At 60.7% G+C, this 26,123-nt stretch carries 19 protein-coding genes and 1 tRNA gene; 4 read left to right on the top strand and 16 right to left on the bottom strand.

Going from position 1 to position 26,123, the window contains the following annotated elements; genetic code table 11:
* The first annotated feature begins 15 nt into the window (after nucleotides 1-15).
* Nucleotides 16-1,812, top strand: coding sequence for an acyl-CoA dehydrogenase C-terminal domain-containing protein (locus AC1RT4_RS06755; protein WP_493084571.1), 1,797 nt, complete (start codon nucleotides 16-18; stop codon nucleotides 1,810-1,812).
* 184 nt (nucleotides 1,813-1,996) lie between these two features.
* On the top strand, nucleotides 1,997-3,775 hold the full coding sequence (locus tag AC1RT4_RS06750) for an acyl-CoA dehydrogenase C-terminal domain-containing protein (RefSeq protein ID WP_102685698.1): 1,779 nt from the start codon (nucleotides 1,997-1,999) through the stop codon (nucleotides 3,773-3,775).
* Nucleotides 3,776-4,002: 227 nt separating this feature from the next.
* Here AC1RT4_RS06750 and AC1RT4_RS06745 read toward each other — a convergent pair whose 3' ends face one another.
* The gene (locus AC1RT4_RS06745; RefSeq protein WP_085609079.1) at nucleotides 4,003-4,932 is read right to left on the bottom strand and encodes a LysR family transcriptional regulator; all 930 of its coding nucleotides are present in this window, start codon (nucleotides 4,930-4,932) and stop codon (nucleotides 4,003-4,005) included.
* Between the two features lie 169 nt (nucleotides 4,933-5,101).
* Between AC1RT4_RS06745 and AC1RT4_RS06740 the strand changes: the two genes are divergently transcribed.
* Nucleotides 5,102-6,385, top strand: coding sequence for an aspartate aminotransferase family protein (locus AC1RT4_RS06740; protein WP_493084568.1), 1,284 nt, complete (start codon nucleotides 5,102-5,104; stop codon nucleotides 6,383-6,385).
* 206 nt (nucleotides 6,386-6,591) lie between these two features.
* Nucleotides 6,592-6,750, top strand: coding sequence for a YqaE/Pmp3 family membrane protein (locus tag AC1RT4_RS06735; protein WP_003228885.1), 159 nt, complete (start codon nucleotides 6,592-6,594; stop codon nucleotides 6,748-6,750).
* Nucleotides 6,751-6,753: 3 nt separating this feature from the next.
* Here the strand turns inward: AC1RT4_RS06735 and AC1RT4_RS06730 are convergent, their stop codons facing one another.
* From AC1RT4_RS06730 to dnaG, 15 genes are all read right to left on the bottom strand, one after another.
* On the bottom strand, nucleotides 6,754-8,562 hold the full coding sequence (locus AC1RT4_RS06730; RefSeq protein ID WP_493084566.1) for a S9 family peptidase: 1,809 nt from the start codon (nucleotides 8,560-8,562) through the stop codon (nucleotides 6,754-6,756).
* Nucleotides 8,528-9,700: a pyrroloquinoline quinone biosynthesis protein PqqE gene (pqqE, locus tag AC1RT4_RS06725; RefSeq protein ID WP_493084564.1), complete on the bottom strand. Its 1,173-nt coding sequence runs from the start codon at nucleotides 9,698-9,700 to the stop codon at nucleotides 8,528-8,530. The genes AC1RT4_RS06730 and pqqE overlap by 35 nt, the downstream gene beginning before the upstream one ends.
* Nucleotides 9,672-9,947 carry a pyrroloquinoline quinone biosynthesis peptide chaperone PqqD gene (gene pqqD / locus AC1RT4_RS06720; protein WP_476199381.1) on the bottom strand — a complete coding sequence of 92 codons (276 nt, stop codon included), beginning with the start codon at nucleotides 9,945-9,947 and terminating at the stop codon, nucleotides 9,672-9,674. Before pqqD ends, pqqE begins: the two co-directional genes overlap by 29 nt.
* Nucleotides 9,944-10,696, bottom strand: a complete 753-nt coding sequence (gene pqqC / locus AC1RT4_RS06715; RefSeq protein WP_192559138.1) for a pyrroloquinoline-quinone synthase PqqC — start codon at nucleotides 10,694-10,696, stop codon at nucleotides 9,944-9,946. The genes pqqD and pqqC overlap by 4 nt, the downstream gene beginning before the upstream one ends.
* 21 nt (nucleotides 10,697-10,717) lie before the next feature.
* A complete protein-coding gene (gene pqqB / locus AC1RT4_RS06710; protein ID WP_493084561.1) occupies nucleotides 10,718-11,629 on the bottom strand; it encodes a pyrroloquinoline quinone biosynthesis protein PqqB in 912 nt (303 codons plus the stop codon).
* 84 nt (nucleotides 11,630-11,713) lie between these two features.
* Entirely contained in the window at nucleotides 11,714-11,788 is a 75-nt protein-coding gene (gene pqqA, locus AC1RT4_RS06705) for a pyrroloquinoline quinone precursor peptide PqqA (RefSeq protein WP_003444522.1), read from the bottom strand.
* Nucleotides 11,789-11,947: 159 nt separating this feature from the next.
* Nucleotides 11,948-14,392, bottom strand: coding sequence for a pyrroloquinoline quinone biosynthesis protein PqqF (gene pqqF / locus AC1RT4_RS06700; protein ID WP_493084559.1), 2,445 nt, complete (start codon nucleotides 14,390-14,392; stop codon nucleotides 11,948-11,950).
* A gap of 38 nt (nucleotides 14,393-14,430) precedes the next feature.
* A complete protein-coding gene (locus AC1RT4_RS06695) occupies nucleotides 14,431-15,225 on the bottom strand; it encodes a carbon-nitrogen hydrolase family protein (protein WP_262159006.1) in 795 nt (264 codons plus the stop codon).
* Nucleotides 15,226-15,237: 12 nt separating this feature from the next.
* Complete coding sequence (locus AC1RT4_RS06690; RefSeq protein ID WP_493084556.1) at nucleotides 15,238-16,920, bottom strand: flavin monoamine oxidase family protein; 1,683 nt, start codon at nucleotides 16,918-16,920, stop codon at nucleotides 15,238-15,240.
* A gap of 146 nt (nucleotides 16,921-17,066) precedes the next feature.
* Nucleotides 17,067-17,528: an Lrp/AsnC family transcriptional regulator gene (locus AC1RT4_RS06685; RefSeq protein WP_007959884.1), complete on the bottom strand. Its 462-nt coding sequence runs from the start codon at nucleotides 17,526-17,528 to the stop codon at nucleotides 17,067-17,069.
* 293 nt (nucleotides 17,529-17,821) lie between these two features.
* Nucleotides 17,822-18,019, bottom strand: a complete 198-nt coding sequence (locus tag AC1RT4_RS06680; RefSeq protein WP_493084554.1) for a hypothetical protein — start codon at nucleotides 18,017-18,019, stop codon at nucleotides 17,822-17,824.
* A 3-nt stretch (nucleotides 18,020-18,022) separates the two neighbouring features.
* Nucleotides 18,023-18,099: transfer RNA gene (locus AC1RT4_RS06675), tRNA-Ile, on the bottom strand.
* A gap of 15 nt (nucleotides 18,100-18,114) precedes the next feature.
* Complete coding sequence (locus AC1RT4_RS06670; RefSeq protein ID WP_493084552.1) at nucleotides 18,115-21,861, bottom strand: bifunctional diguanylate cyclase/phosphodiesterase; 3,747 nt, start codon at nucleotides 21,859-21,861, stop codon at nucleotides 18,115-18,117.
* A 128-nt stretch (nucleotides 21,862-21,989) separates the two neighbouring features.
* Nucleotides 21,990-23,837 (bottom strand): RNA polymerase sigma factor RpoD, encoded by a 1,848-nt coding sequence (gene rpoD, locus AC1RT4_RS06665; protein ID WP_011336219.1) that lies wholly within the window; start codon nucleotides 23,835-23,837, stop codon nucleotides 21,990-21,992.
* 67 nt (nucleotides 23,838-23,904) lie between these two features.
* Nucleotides 23,905-25,872: a DNA primase gene (dnaG, locus tag AC1RT4_RS06660; protein WP_007959890.1), complete on the bottom strand. Its 1,968-nt coding sequence runs from the start codon at nucleotides 25,870-25,872 to the stop codon at nucleotides 23,905-23,907.
* Nucleotides 25,873-26,123: the final 251 nt, after the last annotated feature.

Here is a 26,123-nt window from a genome sequence, read left to right as displayed (position 1 = left end):
GAAGGAGAAGCCACCATGCCCGAGTACAAAGCTCCCCTGCGCGACATGCGCTTTCTGATCGACCACGTCTTTGACTTCCACACTCAGTACGCGGCCCTCGGCGCCCACGACGCCAGCCCGGACATGATCAACGCGATCCTCGACGAGGGCGCGAAGTTCTGTGAGAACGTTCTGGCACCGCTCAATCGCAGCGGCGACGAAGAGGGCTGCCATTTCGACAACGGCGTGGTGACAACGCCTACAGGCTTCAAGCAAGCCTTCGCACAATACGTGGAAGGTGGCTGGCACGGTCTGGCGGCAGATCCAACCTACGGCGGCCAGGGCCTGCCGAGTTCGCTGGGGCTGGTGATCAGCGAAATGGTCGCCTCCAGCAACACTTCCTGGGGTATGTACCCGGGCCTGACCCACGGCGCCATGTCGGCGATCCACGCCCACGGCACCGAGGAACAGAAAAACACTTATCTGCGCAAACTCACTGCGGGCCAGTGGACCGGCACCATGTGCCTGACCGAAGCCCACTGCGGCACCGACCTGGGCATCATCAAGACCCGCGCCGTACCCCAGGCCGACGGCAGTTATGCGGTCACCGGCAGCAAGATTTTCATCTCCGCCGGCGAGCACGACATGAGTGACAACATCATTCATCTGGTGCTGGCCAAACTGCCGGACGCACCGGCGGGTACCAAAGGCATTTCGCTGTTCATCGTGCCGAAATTCCTCCCGGACACAGCCGGCGAGGCGGGGGAGCGCAACGGCGTTTCCTGCGGTTCGATCGAGCACAAGATGGGCATCAAGGCCTCGGCCACCTGCGTTTTGAACTTCGACGACGCCAAAGGCTTCCTGATCGGCGAGCCGAACAAAGGCCTGAACTGCATGTTCACCATGATGAACCACGCGCGCCTCGGCACCGGGATGCAGGGCCTGTGTCTGGGCGAAGCGAGTTTCCAGGGTGCAATCAAATACGCCAACGACCGCCTGCAGATGCGTGCCCTGACCGGCGCCAAAGCCCCGGACAAACCGGCCGACCCGATCATCGTCCACCCGGACGTGCGACGCATGTTGCTGACCATGAAAGCCTTCAACGAAGGCAACCGCGCGCTGACCTATTTCACCGCGCAAATGCTCGATGTTGCACACCTTAGCCCGGATGCCGAGGCGCGTCAGGAGGCCGAGGATCTGTTGGCGTTCCTGACGCCGATCTGCAAAGCGTTCATGACCGACACCGGGCTGGAGGTGACCAACCACGGCATGCAGGTGTTCGGCGGTCACGGCTTCATTCGCGAGTGGGGCATGGAGCAATTGGTTCGCGATTGCCGGATCGCGCCGATCTACGAAGGCACCAACGGCATTCAGGCGCTGGATCTGCTCGGGCGCAAAGTGCTGGGCAGTCAGGGCAAGCTGCTGCGCAACTTCACCAAAATCGTCCACAAGTTCTGCGCCGCCAATGCCGGGCATGCGCAACTGGGCGGGTTTGTCGCGCAGCTCGATGGCCTCAATCAACAGTGGGGCGAGCTGACCATGAAGGTCGGCATGGCCGCGATGAAGAACCCGGATGAAGTCGGCGCCGCGTCGGTGGATTACCTGATGTACAGCGGTTACATCGTTCTCGGCTACCTGTGGCTGCGCATGGCGCTGGTTGCTCAGGCGCAGCTGGAGTCGGGCGAGGAGGATGGCGATTTCTGCCAGGGCAAACTGGCGACGTGCGAGTTTTACTTCAAGCGTCTGTTGCCGCGCACCGCGGCGCATCGTTCGGCGATCGAGGCGGGTAGCGATTGCCTGATGAAACTTCCGGCGCAGTTGTTTGCGCTGTAACACGCCCCTGTTAAACAAAAGAGCCCGCTGATTGCGGGCTTCTTTATGGTTGATTGCTGGTGACTAAAAATAACAAATCAGTCACCGCCTGACCCTATGTGTCGCAAAAGTTGTTGGGTTACACTCCAGCTCAACGAAATCACCCTTCCACGAATCACCTGTTTAGATCTTTGCGAGGTTTGCCATGGCTGACTACAAAGCGCCGCTGCGCGATATGCGCTTCGTCCTCAATGAAGTGTTCGAAGTCGCCAAACTCTGGGCCGAACTGCCGGCCCTGGCCGAGACCGTGGACGCGGAAACCGTTGAAGCCATTCTCGAAGAGGCCGGCAAGGTCACCAGCAAAAGCATCGCGCCCCTGAGCCGTGCCGCCGACGAAGAAGGCTGCCACTGGGCCGACGGTGCCGTCACCACGCCGGCCGGTTTCCCACAGGCCTATCAGACTTATGCCGAGGGCGGCTGGGTCGGTGTTGGCGGTGATCCGGCTTACGGCGGCATGGGCATGCCAAAAGCCGTTTCCGCTCAAGTTGAAGAAATGGTCAACTCCGCCAGCCTGTCCTTCGGTCTGTACCCGATGCTGACCGCCGGCGCGTGCCTGTCGATCAACGCCCACGCCAGCGAAGAGTTGAAAGCCGCGTACCTGCCGAACATGTACGCCGGTGTCTGGGCCGGTTCCATGTGCTTGACCGAGCCGCATGCCGGCACCGACCTGGGCATCATCCGCACCAAGGCCGAACCTCAGGCCGACGGTTCCTACAAGGTCAGCGGCACCAAGATCTTCATCACCGGCGGTGAGCACGACCTGACCGAAAACATCATCCACCTGGTGCTGGCCAAACTGCCGGACGCACCGGCGGGGCCGAAGGGCATTTCGCTGTTCCTGGTGCCGAAGTTCATGGTCAATGCAGATGGCAGCCTGGGCGCGCGCAACCCGGCGAACTGCGGTTCGATCGAACACAAGATGGGCATCCAGGCGTCCGCCACTTGCGTGATGAACTTCGACGAAGCCGTGGGTTACCTGGTCGGTGAGCCGAACAAGGGCCTGGCCGCGATGTTCACCATGATGAACTACGAGCGTCTGGGCGTCGGCATCCAAGGCCTGGCCACCGGCGAGCGCTCGTACCAGAACGCCATCGAATACGCCCGCGACCGCCTGCAAAGCCGTTCGCCGACCGGCGCGCAGAACAAGGACAAGGTCGCAGACCCGATCATCGTTCACCCGGACGTGCGTCGCATGCTGCTGACCATGAAAGCCTCGAACGAAGGCGGCCGTGCGTTCTCCACCTACGTGGCGATGCAGCTCGATACCGCCAAGTTCAGCGAAGACGCCGCCACCCGCAAACGTGCGGAAGATCTGGTGGCCTTGCTGACGCCAGTGGCCAAGGCGTTCCTGACCGATCTGGGTCTGGAAACCACCGTCCACGGTCAGCAGATTTTCGGCGGCCACGGCTACATCCGCGAATGGGGCCAGGAGCAACTGGTGCGTGACGTGCGCATCACCCAGATCTACGAAGGCACCAACGGCATTCAGGCGCTGGACCTGGTGGGTCGCAAGATCGTCGGCAGCGGCGGCGCGTTCTACAAACTGTTCGCCGACGAGATCCGCCATTTCACTGCAACCGCCAGTGCCGATCTGGGCGAGTTCACCAAGCCGCTGAATGACGCCGTCGACACCCTCGACGAACTGACCTCGTGGCTGCTGGACCGGGCGAAAACCAACCCGAACGAAATCGGCGCGGCATCGGTCGAGTATCTGCAAGCGTTCGGCTACACCGCTTACGCCTACATGTGGGCACTGATGGCCAAGGCATCACTGGGCAAAGAAGCGCAGGACGATTTCTATGCGAGCAAGCTCGGCACGGCGCGGTTCTATTTCGCCCGTCTGTTGCCGCGGATTCACTCGCTGAGCGCGTCGGTCAAGGCCGGCAGCGAGTCGCTGTTCCTGCTGGACGCTGCGCAGTTCTGATGATGTAACGTCATGTAAGCGATCTCTTACATGACGTGCTGCTGTTCTCCCATAGGCGTAGATTGGATCCAGAGCTAATCTACTTTCCATGGACGTCGCGCAGGAAGCGCAAAGCAACAACACGGACACGTAGGATTCTGCCAGGGTGGCGGAGTGAAATGGATGTCAGGGAAACAGTCTGCAAAGCCCCGCTTCGGCGGGGTTTTCTTATGCCCGCAGAAAAGTTTTCAGCTCAGCGCGTCCAGTGGCGGCGCACCTTTCAGCGGTTTTTCCTCACGCTGCATCACCTCCTCCAGCAACGTTCGCAGCAAGGCCAATGGCGCCTGCTGGCGCTGCACATCGCGACACACCAGCCCGACCTTCAACGGTACACGCGGCTCACTCAACGGTTTCCACAGCAGATCCTGATCGTCGTACTCCTTTTGCGAACGACCGGGCAGCACCGTCGCCAGACGGGTGTGCGGCAGGCTGTCGAGAATCCCCACCATATTGTTCAATTCTGCCTGTACTTGCGGGCGTCGTCCGAGGCTGGCCAGTTGCGCCTGCCAGATCTGGCGGATCTGAAATTCTTCGCCCAATAGCAACATCGGCAATTCGGCCGCCTGACTCATCGAGACTTTCTTGAATTCCCGCAGCGGATGATCCGCCGGGATCACCAGCGTCAGTTCATCTTCGTACAGCATCACGCCGTGCAGGCCCGGCTGGCGTGGCGGCAGATAACTGATGCCGATATCCAAAGAGCCGTTGAGCAGCCGCCGCTCGATCTCAAGCCCCGTCAGTTCATAAATCTGCACCACCAGATGCGGTTGAGCCTTGCGCACTCGCTCCAGCATTTGCGGCACCAGACTGGTGTGCACGGTTTGCAGCACACCAATCGCCAATGTGCGCAGTGCCTGACCCTTGAAGTTACCCAGCGCCTCACGCGCCCGCTGCATGCCGTCGAGCAGTGGCAAGGCGTGGTTGTATAGCGTGTGGGCGGCGAGGGTCGGCAGCAGGCGTTTGCTGCTGCGTTCGAACAGGGTGACGTCGAGGTTCTGTTCCAGGTGGCGAATCTGCTGGGACAGCGCGGGCTGAGAGATAGACAGGCGCTCGGCGGCACGTCCGACATGACCTTCTTCGTAGACCGCGACGAAATAACGCAGTTGTTTGAAATCCATAAGTAACACTTATCGAAAATGCTGAGAAATCGAAATGGCTCGACGCCGTGAACCGGCCTAGTCTAACCGCATTCACAAGGCTTACAGGGCCGGAAAGCGCAATGACCAGCGTTTGTTTTGAAAGTGTTTACATAGGCAGTTCAAAAAACCTCGATCGAGGTTTTTCTCAATGAATCTGTTCAGTTTGCGGCGCCAGACGCCGAGCCTCGATGACCTGGCTTTTGAAACCCAAGAATCGGATGCCGCTGATGGCCTGAATGCCGAACGTCTGATGCCCAGCGTCGAGCGCCCACAGCAGGTATTCGTTCGCGGCCAGGGCTCCTGGCTATGGGACAGCAATGACCGCGCCTACCTGGACTTTTCCCAGGCCGGAGGCGCCAACAGCCTCGGCCACAGCCCTTCGGCGCTGGTCAAAGCCATTGCCAACCAGGCTCAAGCGTTAATCAATCCCGGCTTCAATCTGCACAACCGCGGCATGCTCAGCCTTGCCGAGCGCCTGTGTGCCGGTACTTCCAGCGATCAGGCGTATCTGCTCAATAGTGGCAGTGAGGCCTGCGAAGCGGCGATCAAACTGGCGCGCAAATGGGGCCAGCTGCATCGCGGCGGCGCCTCGCGGATCATTGTCGCCAGACAAGGCTGTCACGGACGTAGTCTGGCGACGATTTCGGCGTCGGACAGTTGCAACCTGCACAACCGCTTCGCGCCGTTGCTGCCGGGTTTCGATCCGGTGCCGTTCAATGACCTGCCGGCGCTGCATGCAGCGGTCGATGCACAGACCGTGGCCATCATGCTCGAACCGATCCAGAGCGATGCCGGAGTAATCCCGGCGACCGAGCATTACCTCAAGGGTGTCGAACGCTTGTGCCGTGAGCTGGGGATTCTGCTGATTCTCGACGAAGTTCAGACCGGCATCGGCCGCTGCGGCACCTTGCTCGCCGAACAATCCTACGGCGTGCGCGCCGATATCGTCGTGCTCGGCAAAGGCCTCGGCGGTGGTGTGCCACTGGCGGCGCTGCTGGCGCGAGGCAAGGCCTGCTGTTTCGACTCCGGCGAGCTGGGCGGTACTCATCACGGCAACGCGCTGATGACCGCCGCAGGACTGGTGGTGCTCGATAGCGTGCAGGACCGCGCCTTCCTCGAACAGATCCGGGACAACGGCCAGCATCTGCGCGAAGGGCTCGCCCGTCTGGCCCATCGTTATGAGCATGGCGAGTTGCGCGGACAAGGGCTGTTCTGGGGACTGACCCTGTCGGAAGACTCCGCCGAGGCCGTGGTCAAAGCCGCGCTTCACGAGGGCTTGCTGCTCAACGCCCCGCAAGCCGACTGCCTGCGCTTCACCCCGGCGCTCAATGTCAGCAAGGCCAACATCGACGAAATGCTCCTGCGCCTGGCCCGTGCCTTCTCCCGGGTACGCACCGCGCAGCTGCAATGCCGCAAAGGGATTGCCGTCTGAGCTGAAGTTTCCCACCCGAATTCAAGAACCGTCTCGCGGTATAACGCACGCCCCACGCCTGATTCTTTTGGCGTGGGGCGTTTTTTTGTGGCCGGGTAATGGCGATCAGATGGCGAGATTGTGGTTTGCACTGAACCCTGACAAACGGCACAGGTCGATTAGCTTGTATGGCTCAGGTGAGCCAACCCCCAATCAGGAGCTGCCCCATGGACTTTATCCGCATCATCATCGCCATTCTGTTGCCGCCACTGGGTGTGTTTCTGCAGGTCGGGTTCGGCGGCGCGTTCTGGCTGAACATTCTGCTGACGTTGTGCGGTTATATCCCGGGGATCGTGCACGCGGTGTACATCATCGCCAAGCGCTGAGTCTCAGTCTGTCAAACCCATCACTCGCTGGTAGAACCGCCATTCCTGCTCCAGCGCATGGGCCTGATTGGCGGCCCGGCGGAAGCCGTGGCGTTCGTCGGCGTAGTAATGCGCTTCGACCTCAATGCCGTTTTGCTCCAGGGCCGCGACCATGTCGCGGGTCTGTTGCGGCACGACCACGGCGTCCAGCTCACCTTGGAAGAAGATCACCGGTACGCGAATGTTCCCTGCGTGCAGCAACGGCGTCCGGGCGGCGTAGCGTTCGGCATCTTTCTCGGGATCGCCGATCAGCCAGTCCAGATAATCGCCTTCAAACTTGTGCGTCGCGCGGCCGAGGGCTACCGGGTCACTGACGCCGTACAGACTGGCACCGGCGCGGAACACTTGATGGAATGCCAGTGCGCACAACGTCGTGTAACCACCGGCGCTGCCGCCACGGATGAATGCACGCTCGCCGTCGATCATCCCGCGATCATTTAGGTAAGCCACCACCGCACAGGCATCCTCGACATCCACTGCGCCCCAACTCAGATGCAGGGCTTGTCGATACTCCCGGCCATAACCGCTGCTGCCTCGGTAGTTGAGATCGGCGACGGCGAAGCCGCGTTGCGTCCAGTACTGAATACGTGGGTCGAGCATCGGGTAGCAGGCCGACGTCGGGCCGCCGTGGATGAACACCACCAACGGCGGTTTCACATCGCCATTGGTGGCCGGGTAAAAGAAGCCGTGGGCTTCACCCGAACCACTGGGATAGCGCAGGGTTTGCGGGCGGCTGATGCGCTCGGCTGGCAGCGGTGCGACACCGCCGGCCAGGACATTCACTTCACGCGATTTGCGATCAATGGCGATCACCGCTGAAGGGCTGATCGGTGAAGCCGCGATGCAGTAAATGAATTGATCGTCGACAGCCAGATGACGGAAGCGGCTGTAATCGCCGGTGAAGTCTTCGCCGTTAAGCGCCAGGCGGCCGAAGCCGCCTTCGCTCCAGCTCGCCAAAAAGCCTTCGTCGGTGGGCAGCCATGTGCAACCGCCAAGTTGCCATGGAGCCGGCGCGTGATCGGCTTCGGCGCTAGCTAACGGTTGCAAGCCGTTTACTGACTCGACCCACGGTTGCCAATACCCACCACGATCGGTCAGGCAGCCCAGTCGGCCATGGGCATCGAAGCGCGGCTGCTGGATCGACTCTTCAAACGCTTCACCCGCCACACAACGCGGGGCGGAAAATCCATTGGACGAGCGCTCGGCGAGCATCAAACGCGTGGACGTCCAAGGCTGATGCGGACGGCTCCACTCGATCCACGCCAGGCGTTGGCCGTCCGGGCTGATGATTGGCGATGCATAAAAATCCGCGCCTTCAACCAACAAATGGCGGTCGCCATTCGCCAGATCGATAGCCACCAGCCGATGGCAATCACCGTTCTCTTCAACAGCCAGCACCTGCCCTTCGGCAAAGTGCAGATCACCATATCGGCATTCCCCGGACGTCAATGCCACGGGCTCGCCGTCCAGCGTCTGTCGGTACAGCTGCTGGTCCGACTCGTTAACGAAAACCACCCCGTCAGGCGTCAGACAAAACGCCCCACCGCCATATTCGTACACCCGACTGCGGACGCTGAAACCCGTGGGTGTCAGACATTTCGCCGCGCCATCGTGCCAGTGCCAGATCCGGCAGGCGGCGTCCGTAGGGCGATATTCATTCCAGAACAAACCATGGGTGCCAAGTTGCAGCTCGGCGAAATCCACGCCGGCAGCAACCGCAGCAGTGGCGCTGAAAGGCTCAGCCTTTGGCGATGAGGCGCGAGTTTCGTTCATTGCGAAAGGCCAGTTGTTCAATGGTCTGGGTGGCGTGCTCGGCTTCTTCGCGGGCCTTGAGAATCACGCCGTGATGTTCGGATTTGCTGCACACCGGGTCGGCATTGCTCGCATCGCCGGTGAGCATGAAGGCCTGGCAGCGGCAGCCGCCGAAGTCCTGCTCTTTTTCGTCGCAGGAGCGGCACGGCTCGGGCATCCAGTCATAGCCGCGGAAACGGTTGAAGCCGAACGAGTCGTACCAGATGTGCTGCATGCTGTGGTCGCGCACATTGGGAAATTGTACCGGCAGCTGGCGCGCGCCGTGACAGGGCAGGGCGGTGCCGTCCGGCGTGACCGTCAGAAAGATGCTGCCCCAGCCGTTCATGCAGGCTTTCGGGCGTTCTTCGTAATAGTCCGGGGTGACGAAAATCAGTTTGCACGGATGCCCTTCCGCTTCCAGCTTGGCGCGGTATTCGTTGGTGATGCGTTCGGCGCGGACCAGTTGCTCTTTGGTCGGCAACAGGCCGACACGATTGAGCTGCGCCCAACCGTAGAACTGGCAGGTGGCGAGTTCGACGAAGTCGGCCTCCAGCGCAATGCACAGCTCGATGATGCGGTCGATCTTGTCGATGTTGTGCCGATGGGTGACGAAGTTCAGCACCATCGGATAGCCGTGGGCCTTCACGGCGCGGGCCATTTCCAGTTTCTTCGCGAAGGCTTTTTTCGAGCCCGCGAGCAGGTTGTTCACTTGCTCGTCGCTGGCCTGAAAACTGATCTGGATGTGATCGAGACCGGCCTTTTTGAAGTCGCTGATCTTCTGTTCCGTCAGGCCGATGCCGGAGGTAATCAGATTGGTGTAAAAACCCAACTGGCGCGCTTCATGAATCAGCTCGGCGAGGTCTTGGCGCACCAACGGTTCGCCGCCGGAAAAGCCCAGTTGCGCCGCGCCCATCTCCCGCGCCTCGCGGAACACCTTGATCCACTGCTCGGTGCTCAGCTCTTTGCCCTGCTCGGCGAAATCCAGCGGATTGGAGCAGTACGGGCATTGCAGCGGGCAGCGGTAAGTCAGCTCGGCGAGCAGCCACAGCGGCAGGCCGACTTCCGGTTTGGCCGGGACTTGCGCCGATGACTCAGGCAAGTTCGATCCAGTGCTGCGCACGGGCAACCTCCATGAATTGCTCGATGTCGTCACCGAGCTCGGGCACGCCGGGGAACTGCTGGTCGAGTTCGGCGATGATCGCCGCGACATTCCGTTCACCGTCGATCAGGCCGCCAATCAGCGCGGCACTTTCATTGAGTTTGATCATGCCTTCCGGGTACAGCAGCACGTGGCCTTTCTGGGCCGGTTCGTACTGGAAACGGTAGCCGGGACGCCAGGTCGGGGTCTTGCTGCGGTCGAAACTCATAAGGCGATTCCTTTATGCCAGACCCGTTGATCGGTGACGCTGTGATACGGCGGGCGGTTCAGTTCGTAGGCCATGCTCATGGCATCGAGCATGCTCCAAAGAATGTCCAGTTTGAACTGGAGAATTTCCAGCATGCGCTCCTGACCCTCGCGGGTCTTGTAGTGCTCAAGCGTAATCGCCAGGCCATGCTCGACATCGCGTCGGGCCTGACCGAGACGGGTGCGGAAATACTCGTAGCCGGCCGGGTCGATCCACGGGTAATGCTGTGGCCAGCTGTCGAGCCGCGACTGGTGAATCTGCGGCGCGAACAGCTCGGTCAGCGAGCTGCTGGCGGCTTCCTGCCAACTGGCGCGGCGGGCGAAGTTGACGTAGGCGTCGACGGCGAAACGCACGCCGGGCAGCACCAGTTCCTGGGAACGCAATTGATCCGGGTCGAGACCGACGGCCTGGCCGAGACGCAGCCAGGCTTCGATGCCGCCGTCTTCACCGGGAGCGCCGTCGTGGTCGAGCAGGCGCTGAATCCACTCGCGGCGAATTTCGCGATCCGGGCAGTTCGCCAGAATTGCTGCGTCTTTCAGGGGGATATTCACCTGATAGTAGAAACGGTTGGCGACCCAGCCCTGGATCTGCTCGCGGGTGGCCCGGCCTTCATACATCGCCACGTGATACGGGTGATGAATGTGGTAATACGCGCCCTTGGCGCGCAAGGCCGCTTCGAATTCGGCGTGGGACAGCGGGGTGTCGGTCATTGCGGTTCTCCGGGCCATTCGTTACAGGACGATGCTCATGCCGTCATACGCCACTTCTACATTGCGCCGAACCAGTTCCGCGCGCTCCGGGGAGTCTTCGTCGAGAATCGGGTTGGTGTTGTTGATGTGGATAAGCACCTTGCGCTGCTCGGGAAGCTGCTCCAGCACTTCGAGCATGCCGCCGGGGCCGTTCTGGGCCAGGTGGCCCATTTCGCGGCCGGTGCGGGTGCCGACGCCACGACGCTGCATTTCATCGTCGTCCCACATTGTCCCGTCCACCAGCACGCAGTTGCTGCCGGCCATGATTTCCAGCAGCGGCGCGTCGACTTTGCCCAGGCCCGGCGCGTAGAACAGCTTGCCGCCGGTGCCGAGGTCTTCGACGATCAGGCCGATGTTGTCGCCCGGGTGCGGGTCGAAGCGGTGCGGCGAGTAGGGCGGTGCGGCGCTGCGCAGCGGCAGCGGGGTGAAGCGCAGGTTCGGGCACGCGGCGACGGTGAAGCTCTGGTCGAGTTCGATGCGGTTCCAGTCCAGCCCGCCGTTCCAGTGCTTGAGCATGGTGAACAGCGGGAAACCGGTGCTCAGGTCTTCGTGGACCATGTCCGTGCACCAGACCTGATGCGGGCAGCCTTCGCGCAGGCTGAGCAGACCGGTGGTGTGGTCGATCTGGCTGTCCATCAGGATGATCGCGCTGATGCCGGTGTCACGCAGGGCACGGCCCGGTTGCATCGGGGCGAAGCTCTGAAGCTGCGCGCGGATGTCCGGCGAGGCGTTGCACAGCACCCAGTTCACGCCGTCATCGGAAATCGCGATGGACGATTGGGTACGGGCCTGGGCATTCAGGCTGCCGTCGCGAAAACCGGCGCAATTGACGCAGTTGCAGTTCCACTGCGGAAAACCGCCACCGGCGGCCGAACCCAGAATCTGGACGAACATGAACGCTCCATCATTTCAACGCTGAAAATAAAACGCCCCGGCGAGCCGAGGCGTTGCACTGCAGTGTTCTGCTTGAGGCAGGACTCAGCGGCTGGCGAAGTACATGGTGACTTCGAAGCCGATGCGCAGGTCGGTGTAAGCAGGTTTGGTCCAAGCCATCGGGTGACTCCTTTTTCAGGTGGGTGAGATAGCGCTATCCATAGGTATAGTCCACAGCAGCGCAGGGATGTTCCAAATAGTTAGGTGGCTATGTTACTCAAAATTTCAGGGGCTTTGCCCGTGAATCTTTGAGAAAGCTCCTTGCAGCCCCGGTAATGATCATTTTGCCGCTTGCCATGGCGCGCCCGGCGAAGGGCTGTTGGCCAAGCCGTGCCAGCCGCCCTCGGCGCGGATCAGACGTTGTGCGGCGGCCAGCAATGCCGCGCGATCCAGTTGAACGATGGCGGTGCGTAATTGCAGCAGATAATCCGACGAGTGGCCGGCGAGTTGGGCCTGCCACAGCAGTTCGGCAGCGTCCTTGCCGGACAGGACGCTGTCATCGAACTGATCGGCAAGCGTCTGGCGTTGCTGGGCGAGGCTGGCGTCATCGAGTTGTTCGACAAGGGCTGGCAGTCCATCGAGAAACTGCTGAATGTGGCCCAGCAATTGCGCGGCGGTGGCCGTGGGCGATTGCACACCGAACAGCAAGCCGGTCTGGCCGTGGAGCTGACGCAGGCCGCTGAACACCGCATAACCGAGTTGCAGTTCAACGCGCAGGCGTTGGTAGAACGGTGTCTGGCACAAGTGGGCGAGCAGGCGCCATGCGGCTTCGTCGGCGATTTCACGGCTGGCGGTCGGGCAGAACAGCAACAAGGCGTGTTCGCTGGAATTGCTGCCGATCTGACTCCACCGGAATCCGGCGTTGATGATCGAAGGTGGGGGAATTTGATTGTCCGGGATGCCGGGGATGCGACTCAGGGCCAAGCCCATGGCTGACTGGATTTGTGGGCTTAACCCCAAAGCCAGACCGTCCCAGCGGGAAGTTGTCCACAGGTGCGCAGCGTCATCGGATTCGCTTACCGCTGGCAGGCACTTTTCGGGCAATGCCTTGAGCAGCTGGCGGATCGGTATCAGCGCAGGTTGCGGCTCGCCTTTTGCGGAATCGGCGCCCACTTGTGTCAGAGATTTCAGCGCGTGCTCCAGCACAACGGGCAGCGTGTCCTGCAGGCCAGTGAGTTTCAGCAGCCACTGATTACCCGAGGTGCTGAAAGATAACTCGACCCCCGCCTGACGTGCGTCGTCAGACACTTCCCGCAGACTGCGTTGCAGTTTCGCTTGCAGCTCGGCCGTGGCCGCTGCTTCCGTCTGCCAGCGCACATACACCGCACCTTCGTCACCGTTATCCGGCAGCGCCTGGCTGAATTGCATCGGCGAGCGTTCGCGGCGGGTGCGTGAGCGATCCTGAGCGAACGTGCGCAGGCCTCGGTGGGCGCTGGTCTGGCCGCGGATCAGGCCGGCGTTGGCCAGCGGCTCGGTTGCGCGCAGGAACGGATTGGCAGCGGGCAGATGCCAGTGGCTGCTGAAGTTATCCACAGTGCCGATTTTGCCGAGAATCACTTTGAGCGCTGCAACGGCCGATTCGGAGAGGCCGCTTTCGAGTTGTTCGCTGTCGAGTCGGGCCAGTTGCAACGCACCGCTGACTTGCTGCTGACGTTCAAGCAGCGTTGCATACTCCTGACGCAACGCCGGCCAGTCCTGCTGCGCTGAGAAGTAGCTCAACCAGTCGAGAAACAGTGCGCGGATGGCGTCGAGTGACCCGGATTCCGCAGTGAACTGAAGATGTAGCAAAGCCTGCCCAGCAAATTGATAAGGCACACAGGCCTGCAAACCCTCCGCCTGCCCCTGCCCCTGCCCCTGCCCCTGCTGCTGCAAATGCGCGAGCAACCCACCGGGCTTGGCGCTGTTCAACCAGTGACAGAGAAACGCCAGCGCCTCGGCCGACGACTCCGGCAAATTCTCCAGCGCAAATAGCAGATCACCGCGCTGCTCGCCGATCTGTTGATAACTTTCCTGTGCGTTGTCCATCAAGCGAACGGGGGAAGCCTGTGCAGTTTTATCCCCAGCCGTCAGCGCGGCGGCAAACTGCTCCGCCAGCGCTCGCAGTTCTTCCACGCTTTGCGGCCCGACCAGACTCAGGATCATCTGCCCGGTGCGGTAAAACTGCTGATGGAAGTCTTTCAATGCCTGCTGAAAGTCTGCTTGCTCAACCGGCAGACTGTCGCGATTCCCGGCATGAAAACCGCGCAATGGATGCACCGCCGACAATCCCTCGGACAGCGCCTCTTGCTGCTGAGCCGCCGCATCCTGCGACCACGCGACAAACTCCGCCTGCAACACTTCCCGTTCCCGCAACTGATCGTCCGGCTTCATACGTGGGTGGGCGAGCATGTCTGACAGACGCTCCAGTCCACCGCTGAAGGACGCTGGCGGCAACTCAAAGAAGAAATCGGTGGTGCGCTCGCGGGTGCTGGCATTCACTTGGCCGCCGTGACTTTGCACGTAGGCCATCAGCCCTTGCTGTGCAGGAAAACGCTCGGTGCCGAGAAACAGCAAATGCTCAAGGAAATGCGCCAGCCCCGGCCACGCCAACGGCACGTCATGACTGCCGGCAGCCACCCGCAACGCAGCGGCACTGCGCTTCAGGCCGGGCACGTGACGCAGGGTCACGCGCAGGCCGTTGGCCAGGGTTTCGGTGTGGGGGCGGGGGGGATTCGGCGCAGGCATGGGCACTTCCAGAACAGTGAAGTGCCAATGCTAGCGGATTAGCGCTTGTTGAGCGCGTCGTAAAGTTCGGGGCGGCGGTCGTTGAAGTAGCGATTGGCGCTGCGGGAGTCGACCATCAACTGACGATCCAGCTCACCGACGATCAAGGCCTCGTCCAGTCCGGCCTGGGCGATGCGGCTGCCATCCGGCGCGGCGATGCTGCTTTGCCCGCAGTAATGGATGTCGCCTTCGTGGCCGCAGTAGTTGGCGTAAGCCACGTAGCACTGGTTTTCGAAGGCGCGGGAGCGCACGGAAACATCGGCAATGAAATCGAAAGGAATCATGTTTGCGGTCGGCACCAGAATCAGCTCGGCACCTTCAAGGGCCAGGCGCCGGGCGTTTTCCGGGAACTCCAGGTCGTAGCAGATCAGGAAACCGAGCTTCCAGCCGTTGAGCTCGACGATGGGAAACTCGCCATCGCCGGGGCTGAACATCGAACGATCCAGATCGCCGAACAGATGCGTCTTGCGGTAATTGCACAGGCGTTCACCGTTCGAATCGATCAACTGCACGGCGTTGTAGATCTGTCCTTCGGCGGTGCGCTCCGGGTAACCGTAGAGAATCGCCAGACCGGCAGCCTTGGCGATACGACCGACTTGCTGCGCCCACTCACCGTTGTAGACCTCGGCCAATGTCGCAACCGCCTCCTTGCCGATGTTGTAGCCGGTCAGGAACATTTCCGGCACCACCAGCAGGTCGGCACCTTTGGCCTCCATCGCCAGTTGTTGCAGGCGCTGAAGGTTAGCGGCAGGTTCCAGTGGCAGCGGTGGACATTGGTAAAGGGCTACACGCATCAGGGATTCCTCTTACTCGGGCAGGGCGATCGGGCCGATGTCGTTGAACACATCACCCGGGCCGGGGTTCTCTGTATGTGTGGACCCGCCGAAGTGCTTCATGATTCCCCACACTGCGTTGAGTGATGTCTGTACCGCGCCTTCGACCCACGCTGGCGTCCACGACACGTCGTCGCCGGCGATGAAAATCCCGCGCTGCTCCGGCGGCATGTCGTCCTGCATGAAGTGCGCGTACATGCGCTGGTTGTAGCGATAGTGGCCGGGCAGGGCGCCCTTGAACGCGCCGAGGAAGTGCGGGTCGGCTTCCCACGACACGGTGATCGGATCACCGATGATCCGCGCGGCGATGTCGACTTTCGGGTAGATCTTCTTCAATGCATCCAGCGCCAGCTTCACGCGTTTTTCCACCGGGTGCGGAAGCATCTTCAACGCGTCACTCATCCACGAGTACGACAGGCAGATCACGCCCGGCTTGTCGTCGCCGTTGTCGAACAGATAGGTGCCACGGGTCAGGCGATCGGTGAGGGTCATGCTCATCAGGTCACGGCCGGTTTCCGGGTCCTTGTCCTTCCAGAACGGGCGGTCGACCATCACGAAGGTCTTCGACGATTGCATGTAGCGAGTACGGTCCAGAGCCATCCACATCTTCTGCGAGAACAGGCTCTCGTCGCATTCGATCTGGGTGGTCAGCAGCCAGCTCTGGCAGGTGGTCAGTACGGCAGCGTATTCGCGGGTGTCGCCGTTGTTGTCGGTGACCGCGAAACGTCCGTCAGGCGCGTGGGCGATTTTCTTCACCCCGGAGCGCGGGGCGCCGTGGTGCAGCGATTTCAGGCTGGTGCCTTTCGGCCAGTGTACGCAGCGTTCCGGCGCATGACGCCAGATGCCTTGCGGCACTTGTTCCACGCCGCCGACCACCAGATGCTGGTGATCGTCGCAGTTGGTCATCACGACGCGGAAGATTTCCAGCATCGAGTTGGGGAAGTCCGAGTCCCAGCCACCGGTACCGAAGCCGACCTGACCGAACACTTCGCGGTGATGGAACGACAGCTTGGCGAAGGCTTTCGAGGTGGCGACGAAGTCGTAGAACGTGCGGTCGTCCCACAGCGGCACGAGGGTGTTCCACAGTTCTTTGAGGCGTGGCACGTCGCGGTCGCGGATCGCTTGCTGGATATCGGCGAACTGCGAGCCGGCCTCCAGAGCATCAGCCCATGCGTCAGCCACTTCCTGGAACAGTGCAGGAAGATCCTTCAGGCTCTGTGCGTAATGGGTTTTGCCTTCCAGGTCGATCACGGTGCTGCCGGAGGCCGGCGTCAGCGGGTTGGGGAAAGGCTTGGTTTCCAGGCCGAGTTTGTCGACGTAGTGATAGAACGCGGTGGACGACACCGGGAAGCGCATGCCGCCGAGTTCGGCGACGATACCGTCAGTGCCGTTGAACGCTTGCGAACGCAGACGGCCGCCGAGCTTCGAAGCCTCATAAACGACGGGTTTCAAGCCGAGTTTCATCAGCTCATAAGCCGCCACCAGACCGGCGATGCCGGCCCCGACGATTGCCACTTCGGCACCGTGGTTGTGCTCGGGGATGCTGCCCAGACCGGCCGGGTGTTCGATCCAGTCGTCGAAGGCGAAGGGAAAGTCCGGGCCAAAAATGGTGATCGGTTTCTTACCGTCTGCAGGATGGCGATTGTTCTTGTTCATGGCTGACCTTGCTGGCGACCCGACGCTGGATGCGCGTCTGAGTATAGGAAAAGATGCCAGCCATTCTAGGGAGCGTAGAACACGTTAATAAGACGCAAAGTGTCGTCGTTTTGAGCGTTAGTGCTGCAATCTGACGATCTTTTTGGTCAGACTGGATGTCCGCGATCAATCTTGCTGCTGAGGATGATCGACGTTGTGGTCTTCTCCACGCCGTCTACGCTGCCGATTTGATCGAGAAGCTGATCGAGCTGCTCCGGTGAATCGGTCCGCAACCACGCCACATAATCAAACTCGCCACTTACCGCGCACAGCTGCTGTACCTGAGCCATCGCGCTCAACCGCCGCAACACTTCTTTACCAGAGCGCGGCTGCACCTTGATCCCGACGTAAGCCTGCAAGCCGCCATCCACTACACGCTGACCCAGTCGCACGCCGTAGCCGGTGATGACCTTGGCCTTTTCCAGCCGCGCCAGTCGCGAAGTCACGGTCGTGCGTGCGATCCCCAATTGCCGGGCCAGCATCGCCACGCTTTCGCGGGCGTTGATTTGCAGGGCAGCGATCAGTTGGCGGTCGATTTCATCGAGCACGGGTGGGCGGATGTCGGGCAAGGGCAGGCTCCAGCGGTACGGATCAATGGGCTGCATGTTACAGGCTCGCCACGCGAGGCGCTTGTGAGCGCTGATTGAGCGGCGGGGGATTAGTCAGTCATCGGATCGGGGGATTTTGCTGAAACAAAAGAACAGACAAATGATTTGACTTGCCTGCTGCCTTTATCAAAAATGGCCTCAAGAGCGCGAAATCTGCTGCCTTGCAGGGCTTCAGCAGACGTAGGTACCTCAGCGATGCTGCAACATCGGTGTAAGGTGAGACCTCTTCATCCCATTTCCTGAGGATGCCAATATCAGGATTCAAATTTTCGAGGGGAGCCAACAGGCTCCCCTTTTTGTTTGTCCTGAAGAACGTATCTCTTGTAGAGAAGTTCGCCCTGGCGGTGCTTGTTCATGGCTCTTGCCGGCGCATGTCCAACGTAGCGCTTGTGAAGACCGAAATCGCCAAACGACAGGCGAAAAAAAGCCGCACATAAGCGCGGCTTTTTCATGTTTGGTGGGCCCACACGGACTTGAACCGTGGACCAAAGGATTATGAGTCCTCTGCTCTAACCAACTGAGCTATAGGCCCTCAGTAGGCCGCGGATTATAGCGACGGTTTCTCGGCTGTGCTATCCGAAAAATCTGATACGGCTATACGAAGAAACGTCGCGGCAAACTCTTCTGGTGGCAGCGGCAGGCTGACGATGTAGCCCTGGATCTGTTCGCAACCTTCGGCGGCGAGGAATTGTTGCTGGGCCTGGGTTTCCACGCCTTCGGCGATCACGGTGAATTGCATGCTGCGGCCCAGGGCGATGATGGCGCGGACAATTGCCGCGTCGTGCGGGTCGTCGGGCAGGCCGCGGACGAAAGACTGGTCGATCTTGAGGATGTCCAGTGGCAGACGCTTGAGATAACTAAGCGAGGAATAACCGGTGCCGAAGTCGTCGATGGCCAGCTGTACGCCGAGGTGTTTGAGCTGGTGCAGCACCGCCAGCGCTTCTTCAGCCTGGCTCATGATGAAGTTTTCGGTAATTTCCAGTTGCAGTAATTCCGGCCGCAGGCGGTTGTCCTTGAGCAGTTGCTCGATGCGTCCCAGCAGGTTCGGTTGGCGTAGTTGCGCGCCCGCGAGGTTTACCGACAGCGGGCCGAGGGGTTCGTAAATCTGACCCCATTCGAACATTTGCCGGCAGGCGGTTTCCAGTACCCAGTCGCCGATTTGCAGAATCATGCCATTCTCTTCCGCCAGCGGGATGAAATGCTCTGGCGGTACTTCGCCGAAGTTCGGATGGCGCCAGCGGATCAAGGCTTCGGCGCCGACCAGGCTGTGATCGTCGAGGCTGATTTTCGGTTGGTAATAGAGGTACAGCTCCTCGCGCTCGATGGCCCGGCGAAGCTCGTGCTCCAGTGCCACACGTTCGCTGGCCTGGGCGGTGAGATCGCGGGTGTAGCTTTCGACGCGGTTGCGGCCCTTGGCCTTGGAGCGGTACATCGCCGCGTCCGCGTTCTTGATCAGGGTCGCGACATCGCAGCCGTCGCGCGGGTAAAGGCTGGTGCCGATGCTGGCGCTGATGAAGAACTCATGCTCGCCAGCCTGGAATGGCGCGCCAAAGCAGTTCAGCAGTTTGGTGGCGATGTTGTCGGCATCGCCGGGCTGCTGCAGGCCGGGCAGCAGAATGATGAATTCGTCGCCACCCAGCCGCGCCACGGTGTCGATATCACGCAGTTGCTCCTTGAGGCGCACGGCGATGCCCTTGAGCAGCAGGTCGCCGACCGGGTGACCGAGGCTGTCGTTGATGTGCTTGAAACGGTCGAGGTCGAGGAACAGCACTGCGCCCTGACCGCCGTTCTCCTGCTGGCTGTTGAGTGCCATCAACAGGCGACTTTCGAACAGCGTGCGGTTTGGCAGGCCGGTGAGCGGGTCGTGATGCGCCTGATAGTCGAGTTTGGCCTGGGCATGCTTCAGGCTGGAAATATCGGCGAACACTGCAACGAAGTGGGTGATGAACTTGTCGCGGTTGCGCACGGCGCTGATGGTCAGCCAGCTCGGGTACAACTCGCCATTTTTGCGCCGGTTGGAGATTTCGCCCTGCCAGTGACCTTCGTCGGTCAATTGATGCCACATCGCCGCGTAGAACGCGCTGTCGTGCAACCCGGAGGCCAGCAGGCGCGGGGTGTGACCCAGTGCTTCGCTTTCGCTGTAACCGGTGATTTCGGTGAAGGCGCGGTTCACGGCGCTGATGTGTTGTTGGGTGTCGGTGATCAGCACGCCTTCGGCAGTACTTTCGAACACGGTCGCAGCCTGTTGCAGTTTTTCCTGCATCAGGTGGCGCTCGGTGATGTCCCGGGCGATGGTCAGCATGCAGTCTTCGTCGCCGATCGGCAGCGGGCGGCTGGACACCTCGCAGAGCCGGATCTGCCCGTCGCTGCGGCGGATGTGGCAGCTGAAATCGCGCACGAACCCGTCGCGGTGCAGCAGGTCGAGCATTTGCTTGCGTTCGTTGAGGTTGACCCAGATTCCCAGGTCCAGCGCCGAGCGATCCACCGACATGGCGCTGTTGAAACCGGTGATACGACTGAAACCTTCGTTGACCTCCAGCAGCAGACCATCGCTCTGGCGCGACAGCAGCAGACCGTCCGGCGAGGCGTGGAAGGCCTTGGCGAACTTCTCTTCGGAGGTTTGCAGTTGCTGTTGGGTTTCCTTGAGCTGGGTAATGTCGCGCACCACCACGACCAGCGCCGGTGTGGTGTCGAGTTCGAAGGGTTCGGCGGAAATCAGTCCGGTGAATACCTGGCCATTGTTGCGACGAAAGGGCATCTCCAGGTTGCGAATACTGCCGGCTTGCAGGCGCTGAAGCAGGCCCGGGCCAACCCCGGGAATGCCCCAGATGTTGAGTTCGGTGGCAGTCTGGCCAATAACTTCTTCGGCCTTGAGCCCGATCTGTTCCTCAAAGGCTTCGTTGACCTCCAGCAGGCAACCGTCGGATAACCGGGCGATGACCAGGATGTCCGGGCATTGCTGGAATACCGAAGCGAATTTCTGTTCCGACAGGCGCAACGCCTCTTCGGTGCGCTTGGTTTCGCTGATGTCGATCATCAGGCCGCGCATTACCGGTTCGTGGCCGTGTTCGATCAGGCTGACGATGTCACGTACCCACAAGCAACGGCCGTCAGCGGTGATCACCCGGTAATCGAGGCTGTGATCGCGGCCGGCCAGCACTTCGTGATCGCAGAAGCTCTGGGCACGTGTCAGATCCGCCGGGTGAATGATGTTGTGCCAGAAGCCCGGAATCAGCCAGTGAGACAGGGGATAACCGAGCAGATCTTCGGCGTGGGGCGAAACATAGCTGTAGGTGAAATCGCTGATGCGCGCTTCCCACGCGATCGCCGAGAGACTCTCCACCAGTCCGCGATAGTGGTATTCGCTGCTGCGCAGCTCCTGTTCGAGGTCGATGCGTCGGGCGATTTCCGAACTCAGGCGACGGTTGATGCGGATCACCACCGCCAGGACGATGACCAGAAGCGATAGACCTGGTAAGCCGTAAACCAGCAGATCCGACCAGAATGTCCGGTGATCGAGGACGTTGCCGACCCAGTGCTCTTGGATGCTGCTGATTTCCTCCGGGGACATGTCGGCCAGCACCTTGTCCAGAATTCCCACCAGCATTTTGTTGTCGCGAGGGACGCCCATTGCCAGTTGGTAGCGGTAAGGGGTCTCGCCGCTGACGTATAAGCCGTCGAGCTTAAGCTGGCGCAGGCTCCAGACGCTGGAGGCCAGATCGCCGACCACGGCGTCGACTTCATCGGTGGCCAGGGCCTGCAACGCGGAGCTGACGTTGGGCATTGCCACCAGGTTCAGGTCGGGATGATGGGTGCGCAGAAGTTCGTGGGGGGCGTAGTTTTCGACCACGGCGATTTTCAAGCCGTAAAGATCCTCGAGCTTGCGCGGTTGCGGGCCGCCGACGTGGGCGAGGATGACGATCGGAAAGTCGAGATAAGGGCGGGTGAACGACAGGTAGCTCTGGCGCTCCGGGGTGGACATGATGCCGGGCAGCAAGTCGATCGTGCCGTTTTTCGCCTGTTCGAGCACGACCGTCCAGCTCACCGGCTCGATGGGGGTGAGCTTGATCGCCAGGCGTTGGCGAATCACATCGATATAGTCCGCCGCCAGGCCCTGATAGCGGTTCTGGTCGTCGCGGAACTCGAAGGGCGGCCACGACGCGTCCACACCCAGGCGCAAGTCCGGGTGAGCCGCCAGCCAGCTACGTTCTTCATCGGTCAGAGTCAGCGCGTCAGCCGTTGCGGTCCAGATCATCAGTGACAGCAAAAAAAGCACGGACGCCAGTCTGGGCATAACGGTCTCGTTATGGCTCGGGGGAATGTTTCGAGTGTAGACGGGCTGTGCGCGGGGGGAGGGCGGAGCGAGGTATTTAATCTGCCGTAAAAAAACAAAACCCCCGGCCTGGGCCGGGGGTTCTGGTGTCACTCGTCGAGGAAGGAGCGCAGATGCTCGCTTCGCGTCGGGTGGCGCAGCTTGCGCAGCGCCTTGGCTTCGATCTGACGGATCCGCTCACGGGTCACGTCAAACTGTTTGCCGACTTCTTCGAGCGTATGGTCGGTGTTCATGTCGATACCGAAACGCATGCGCAGTACCTTGGCTTCACGGGCAGTAAGGCCGGACAGCACTTCGCGGGTCGCTTCTTTCAGGCTCTCAACAGTGGCGACATCGATTGGCGACTGCATGGTCGAGTCTTCGATGAAGTCACCCAGATGGGAGTCTTCGTCATCACCGATCGGGGTTTCCATGGAGATCGGCTCTTTGGCGATCTTCAATACCTTGCGGATCTTGTCCTCAGGCATTTCCATGCGTTCACCCAGCTCTTCCGGGGTCGGTTCGCGACCCATTTCCTGCAACATCTGGCGGGAAATTCGGTTGAGCTTGTTGATCGTCTCGATCATGTGCACCGGAATACGGATGGTGCGGGCCTGGTCGGCGATCGAGCGAGTGATCGCCTGACGGATCCACCAGGTGGCATAAGTCGAGAACTTGTAACCACGACGGTATTCGAACTTGTCCACCGCTTTCATCAGACCGATGTTGCCTTCCTGGATCAGATCGAGGAATTGCAGACCACGGTTGGTGTACTTCTTGGCGATGGAGATCACCAGACGCAAGTTCGCTTCAACCATCTCTTTCTTCGCACGGCGGGCTTTCGCCTCACCGATCGACATGCGACGGTTGATGTCCTTGATCTCGGCGATGGTCAGGCCGGTCTCGGTTTCCAGCGCGGTCAGCTTCTGCTGGCAACGGATGATGTCCGGTTGCACACGGGCAATGGCTTCGGCGTACTTGCTCTTGCCTTTGGCCAGGGCGTCGGACCAGCTTTCGTCGACTTCGTTGCCAGGGAACTGACGCAGGAAGTCGGCCCGTGGCATACGTGCATCACGTACGCACAGTTGCATGATCGCGCGCTCTTGCTGACGCAGACGATCCAAGGCACTGCGAACACGCTCGACCAGGGCTTCGAATTGCTTCGGCACCAGTTTGATCGGCATGAACAACTCGGCCAGGGCCAACAGTTCGGCAATCGCCGCCTTGTTGTGACGACCGTGCTTTTTCAGGGCCTTGCGGGTGATTTCCATCTGGTCGGCCACGGCGCCGAAGCGCTGCGCGGCAATGACCGGATCCGGACCGCTTTCGGCTTCTTCTTCGTCATCGGAAGCTTCGGCGTCATCGTCCTCGGAGTCGTCATCCGCTTTCGCCGCTTTCGCGTCGATCGGCGGCGGTACTTCGGCGGCAGGCGGCGTAATGCCGTCGTCCGGGTCGATGTAACCGCTCAGAACGTCGGACAGGCGACCACCTTCGGTGGTGACGCGAGTGTACTCGGAGAGAATATGGTCAACCGTGCCAGGGAAGTGCGCGATGGCGCTCATCACTTCACGGATGCCTTCTTCGATACGCTTGGCGATTTCGATTTCGCCTTCACGAGTCAGAAGCTCGACCGTACCCATTTCACGCATGTACATGCGCACCGGGTCAGTGGTGCGACCGATATCGGTCTCCACTGCCGCCAACGCAGCGGCTGCTTCTTCCGCAGCGGCCTCGTCGGTATCGGCGTCGGCCAGCATAAGGGCGTCCGCATCCGGAGCACTCTCGTGTACGGGGATCCCCATGTCGTTAATCATGCGGATGATGTCTTCCACCTGCTCCGGATCTGAAATATCCTCGGGCAGGTGGTCGTTGACCTCGGCGTAAGTCAGATACTTCTGCTCACGACCCAGTTTGATCAACTCAATAATACGAGACTGCTGTTGCGCTTTTCCGGACATAACACCCTATCCACTGAAGGTCTTGGCGGGCAAAAAACAAGCCGAGGATTATACCTGAGCTATGACCTCACGCGCCAGTTGAGGTCGGGTTTGATGCGGAAACATTGCGACTTAAAAGGTCGCGCAGTTGATTTTTCTCATCGGTGCTCAGTTCGCTTTGACGTGCTTTCCTGAGCAGTTGTTCCAGATTTCGCTCGCGTTGGCGGGCTGACAAGCTAGTAATGGTGTCGAAAAACTGTTGTTCAAGGTTGTCTCCGTCAATCAGCCATTCCTTTTCCGCCAGCGCCTTGAGCAGGCGACCCTGTTCGGTTCCGTGCCATCGCGCGATCAACTGAAATGAGTTTAGCTTGGGATTCTTCTGTACGGCTTCGAGCAGTGCCACCAGCAGCTGTGCGTTGGTCTGGTTCTCGTCCGCGAAGTGTCCGGCATCCTCGACTTTTTCCGCCAGTTGCGGGTGATGCAGCAAGGTTCTCAGCGCGGCCAGGGTCGGTGGTTCGACGGCGGCCGGCACGCGTGGGGCACGGGGCTGGTCGCGATCACCGCCACGCTTGCCATTCTTGTCCCACGGTTTCTTGTCCCATTTCTTGCCGCCGGCGCCGGATTTCTTCGGCGTCCATTCCTGCTGCGGCACATACATGTCCTGTGCCTGCGGCTGATGGTAGTCGCTGTAGTCCGGCATGGCGTCGTAATCGATGCCCGGGTCGTAGGCCGGCGGCGCTTCCTGTGGAGCGCTTTGGGCCAGTTGGCTGACGCTTTCGCTGCTCAGGCCGGTGATCTCGGTCAGGCGCTGGCGCATCAGGATGCGCAGATTGGCGCCGGGGACCTTGTCGATCAGCGGTGCCGCGAGCGTGGCCATATGGGCCTTGCCCTCCAGCGAACGCGGGTCGGCCTCTTCGGTCAGTTGCTGGAAGAAGTAGTCCGCCAGCGGCTGTGCGTGCTGATTGATCCGGGCGCGGAAGGCGTCAGTGCCCTCGGCGCGAATCAGCGTATCCGGGTCTTCGCCTTCGGGCAGAAACAGGAAGCGTGCACGACGCCCGTCCTGCAGGCTGGACAGTGTCGCTTCCAGCGCACGCCAGGCGGCGTTGCGACCGGCCTGGTCGCCGTCGAAGCAAAACAATACGTTCGGCACGACGCGAAACAGACGCTTGAGGTGCTCTTCGCTGGTCGCGGTGCCGAGTGTCGCGACGGCATTGCGCAGGCCTTGCTGGGCGAGGGCGATGACGTCCATATAGCCCTCGACGACGATGATTTCGTCGAGGTTGCGATTGTTCTTGCGGGCTTCATAGAGGCCGTAGAGTTCCTGGCCTTTATGAAAGACCGGGGTTTCTGGCGAGTTAAGGTACTTTGGCTTGTCGTCGCCGAGTACTCGGCCGCCGAAAGCGATGATCCGTCCACGGGTGTCGCGGATCGGGAACATCACGCGATCGCGGAAGCGGTCATAGCGTTTGCCGGTTTCGGCGTTCTCGATCAGCAGGCCGGCGTCGATCATGGCTTTCTGCTGCAAGGTGTCGCTGCTCAAGTGTTTGAACAGGTTGTCCCAGCCCGGCGGTGCGAATCCGAGTCCAAAGTCCCGGGCGATCTCGCCAGTCAGGCCACGACCCTTGAGATAATCCACTGCTGCCTTGCGTGCCGGATGGCTCTTGAGTGCCTGCCGGTAAAAGTCGGCAGCGGCGGTGAGCAGCGGGTATAGCGGTGAGTCGGTCGGCTGGCGCGGTTTGTTCGAGCGGCCGCCTTCTTCACGTGGCACTTCCATGCCGGCGGCTTTGGCCAGGTCTTCGACAGCCTGAGGGAAGTCCAGGTTGTCGTGGTCCATGAGAAAGCCGAGGGCATTGCCACCGGCGCCGCAGCCGAAGCAGTAATAGAACTGCTTGTCGGGACTGACGCTGAACGACGGGGTTTTCTCTTTATGGAACGGGCAGCAGGCGGTGTAGTTCTTGCCGGCCTTCTTCAGTTGCACGCGCGAGCTGACCACATCGACGATGTCGGTGCGGTTCAGAAGGTCGTCAATGAAGCTCTGGGGAATCAGCCCGGCCATGGCGTTCTCGTCTGCGCTGTAATGGATCCGATGCGAAAGGCAGCCGGACGCGGGTCATTGAGTGATGCGCGCACGTGGGGCGGCTCGACCGGTGTCGTTTGCGTAATCGCTGTCGGGAAGTGTATCTGCCGAAAATCCACTGACGTTAGTACTCATCAGTCTTCGACTATTCGAAAATGTTGCGCTGAATCCGCTGACGGCCGGTAATCGGCCTCGGATAGCTCATGAAGCGGGCACGCAAGCAGGTGCCT

This window comes from Pseudomonas sp. GW821-FHT11D10 (genome assembly GCF_058808435.1).
The sequence above is the reverse complement of the archived record's forward strand: the minus strand, read 5'-3'. Positions and strand labels throughout refer to the sequence as shown.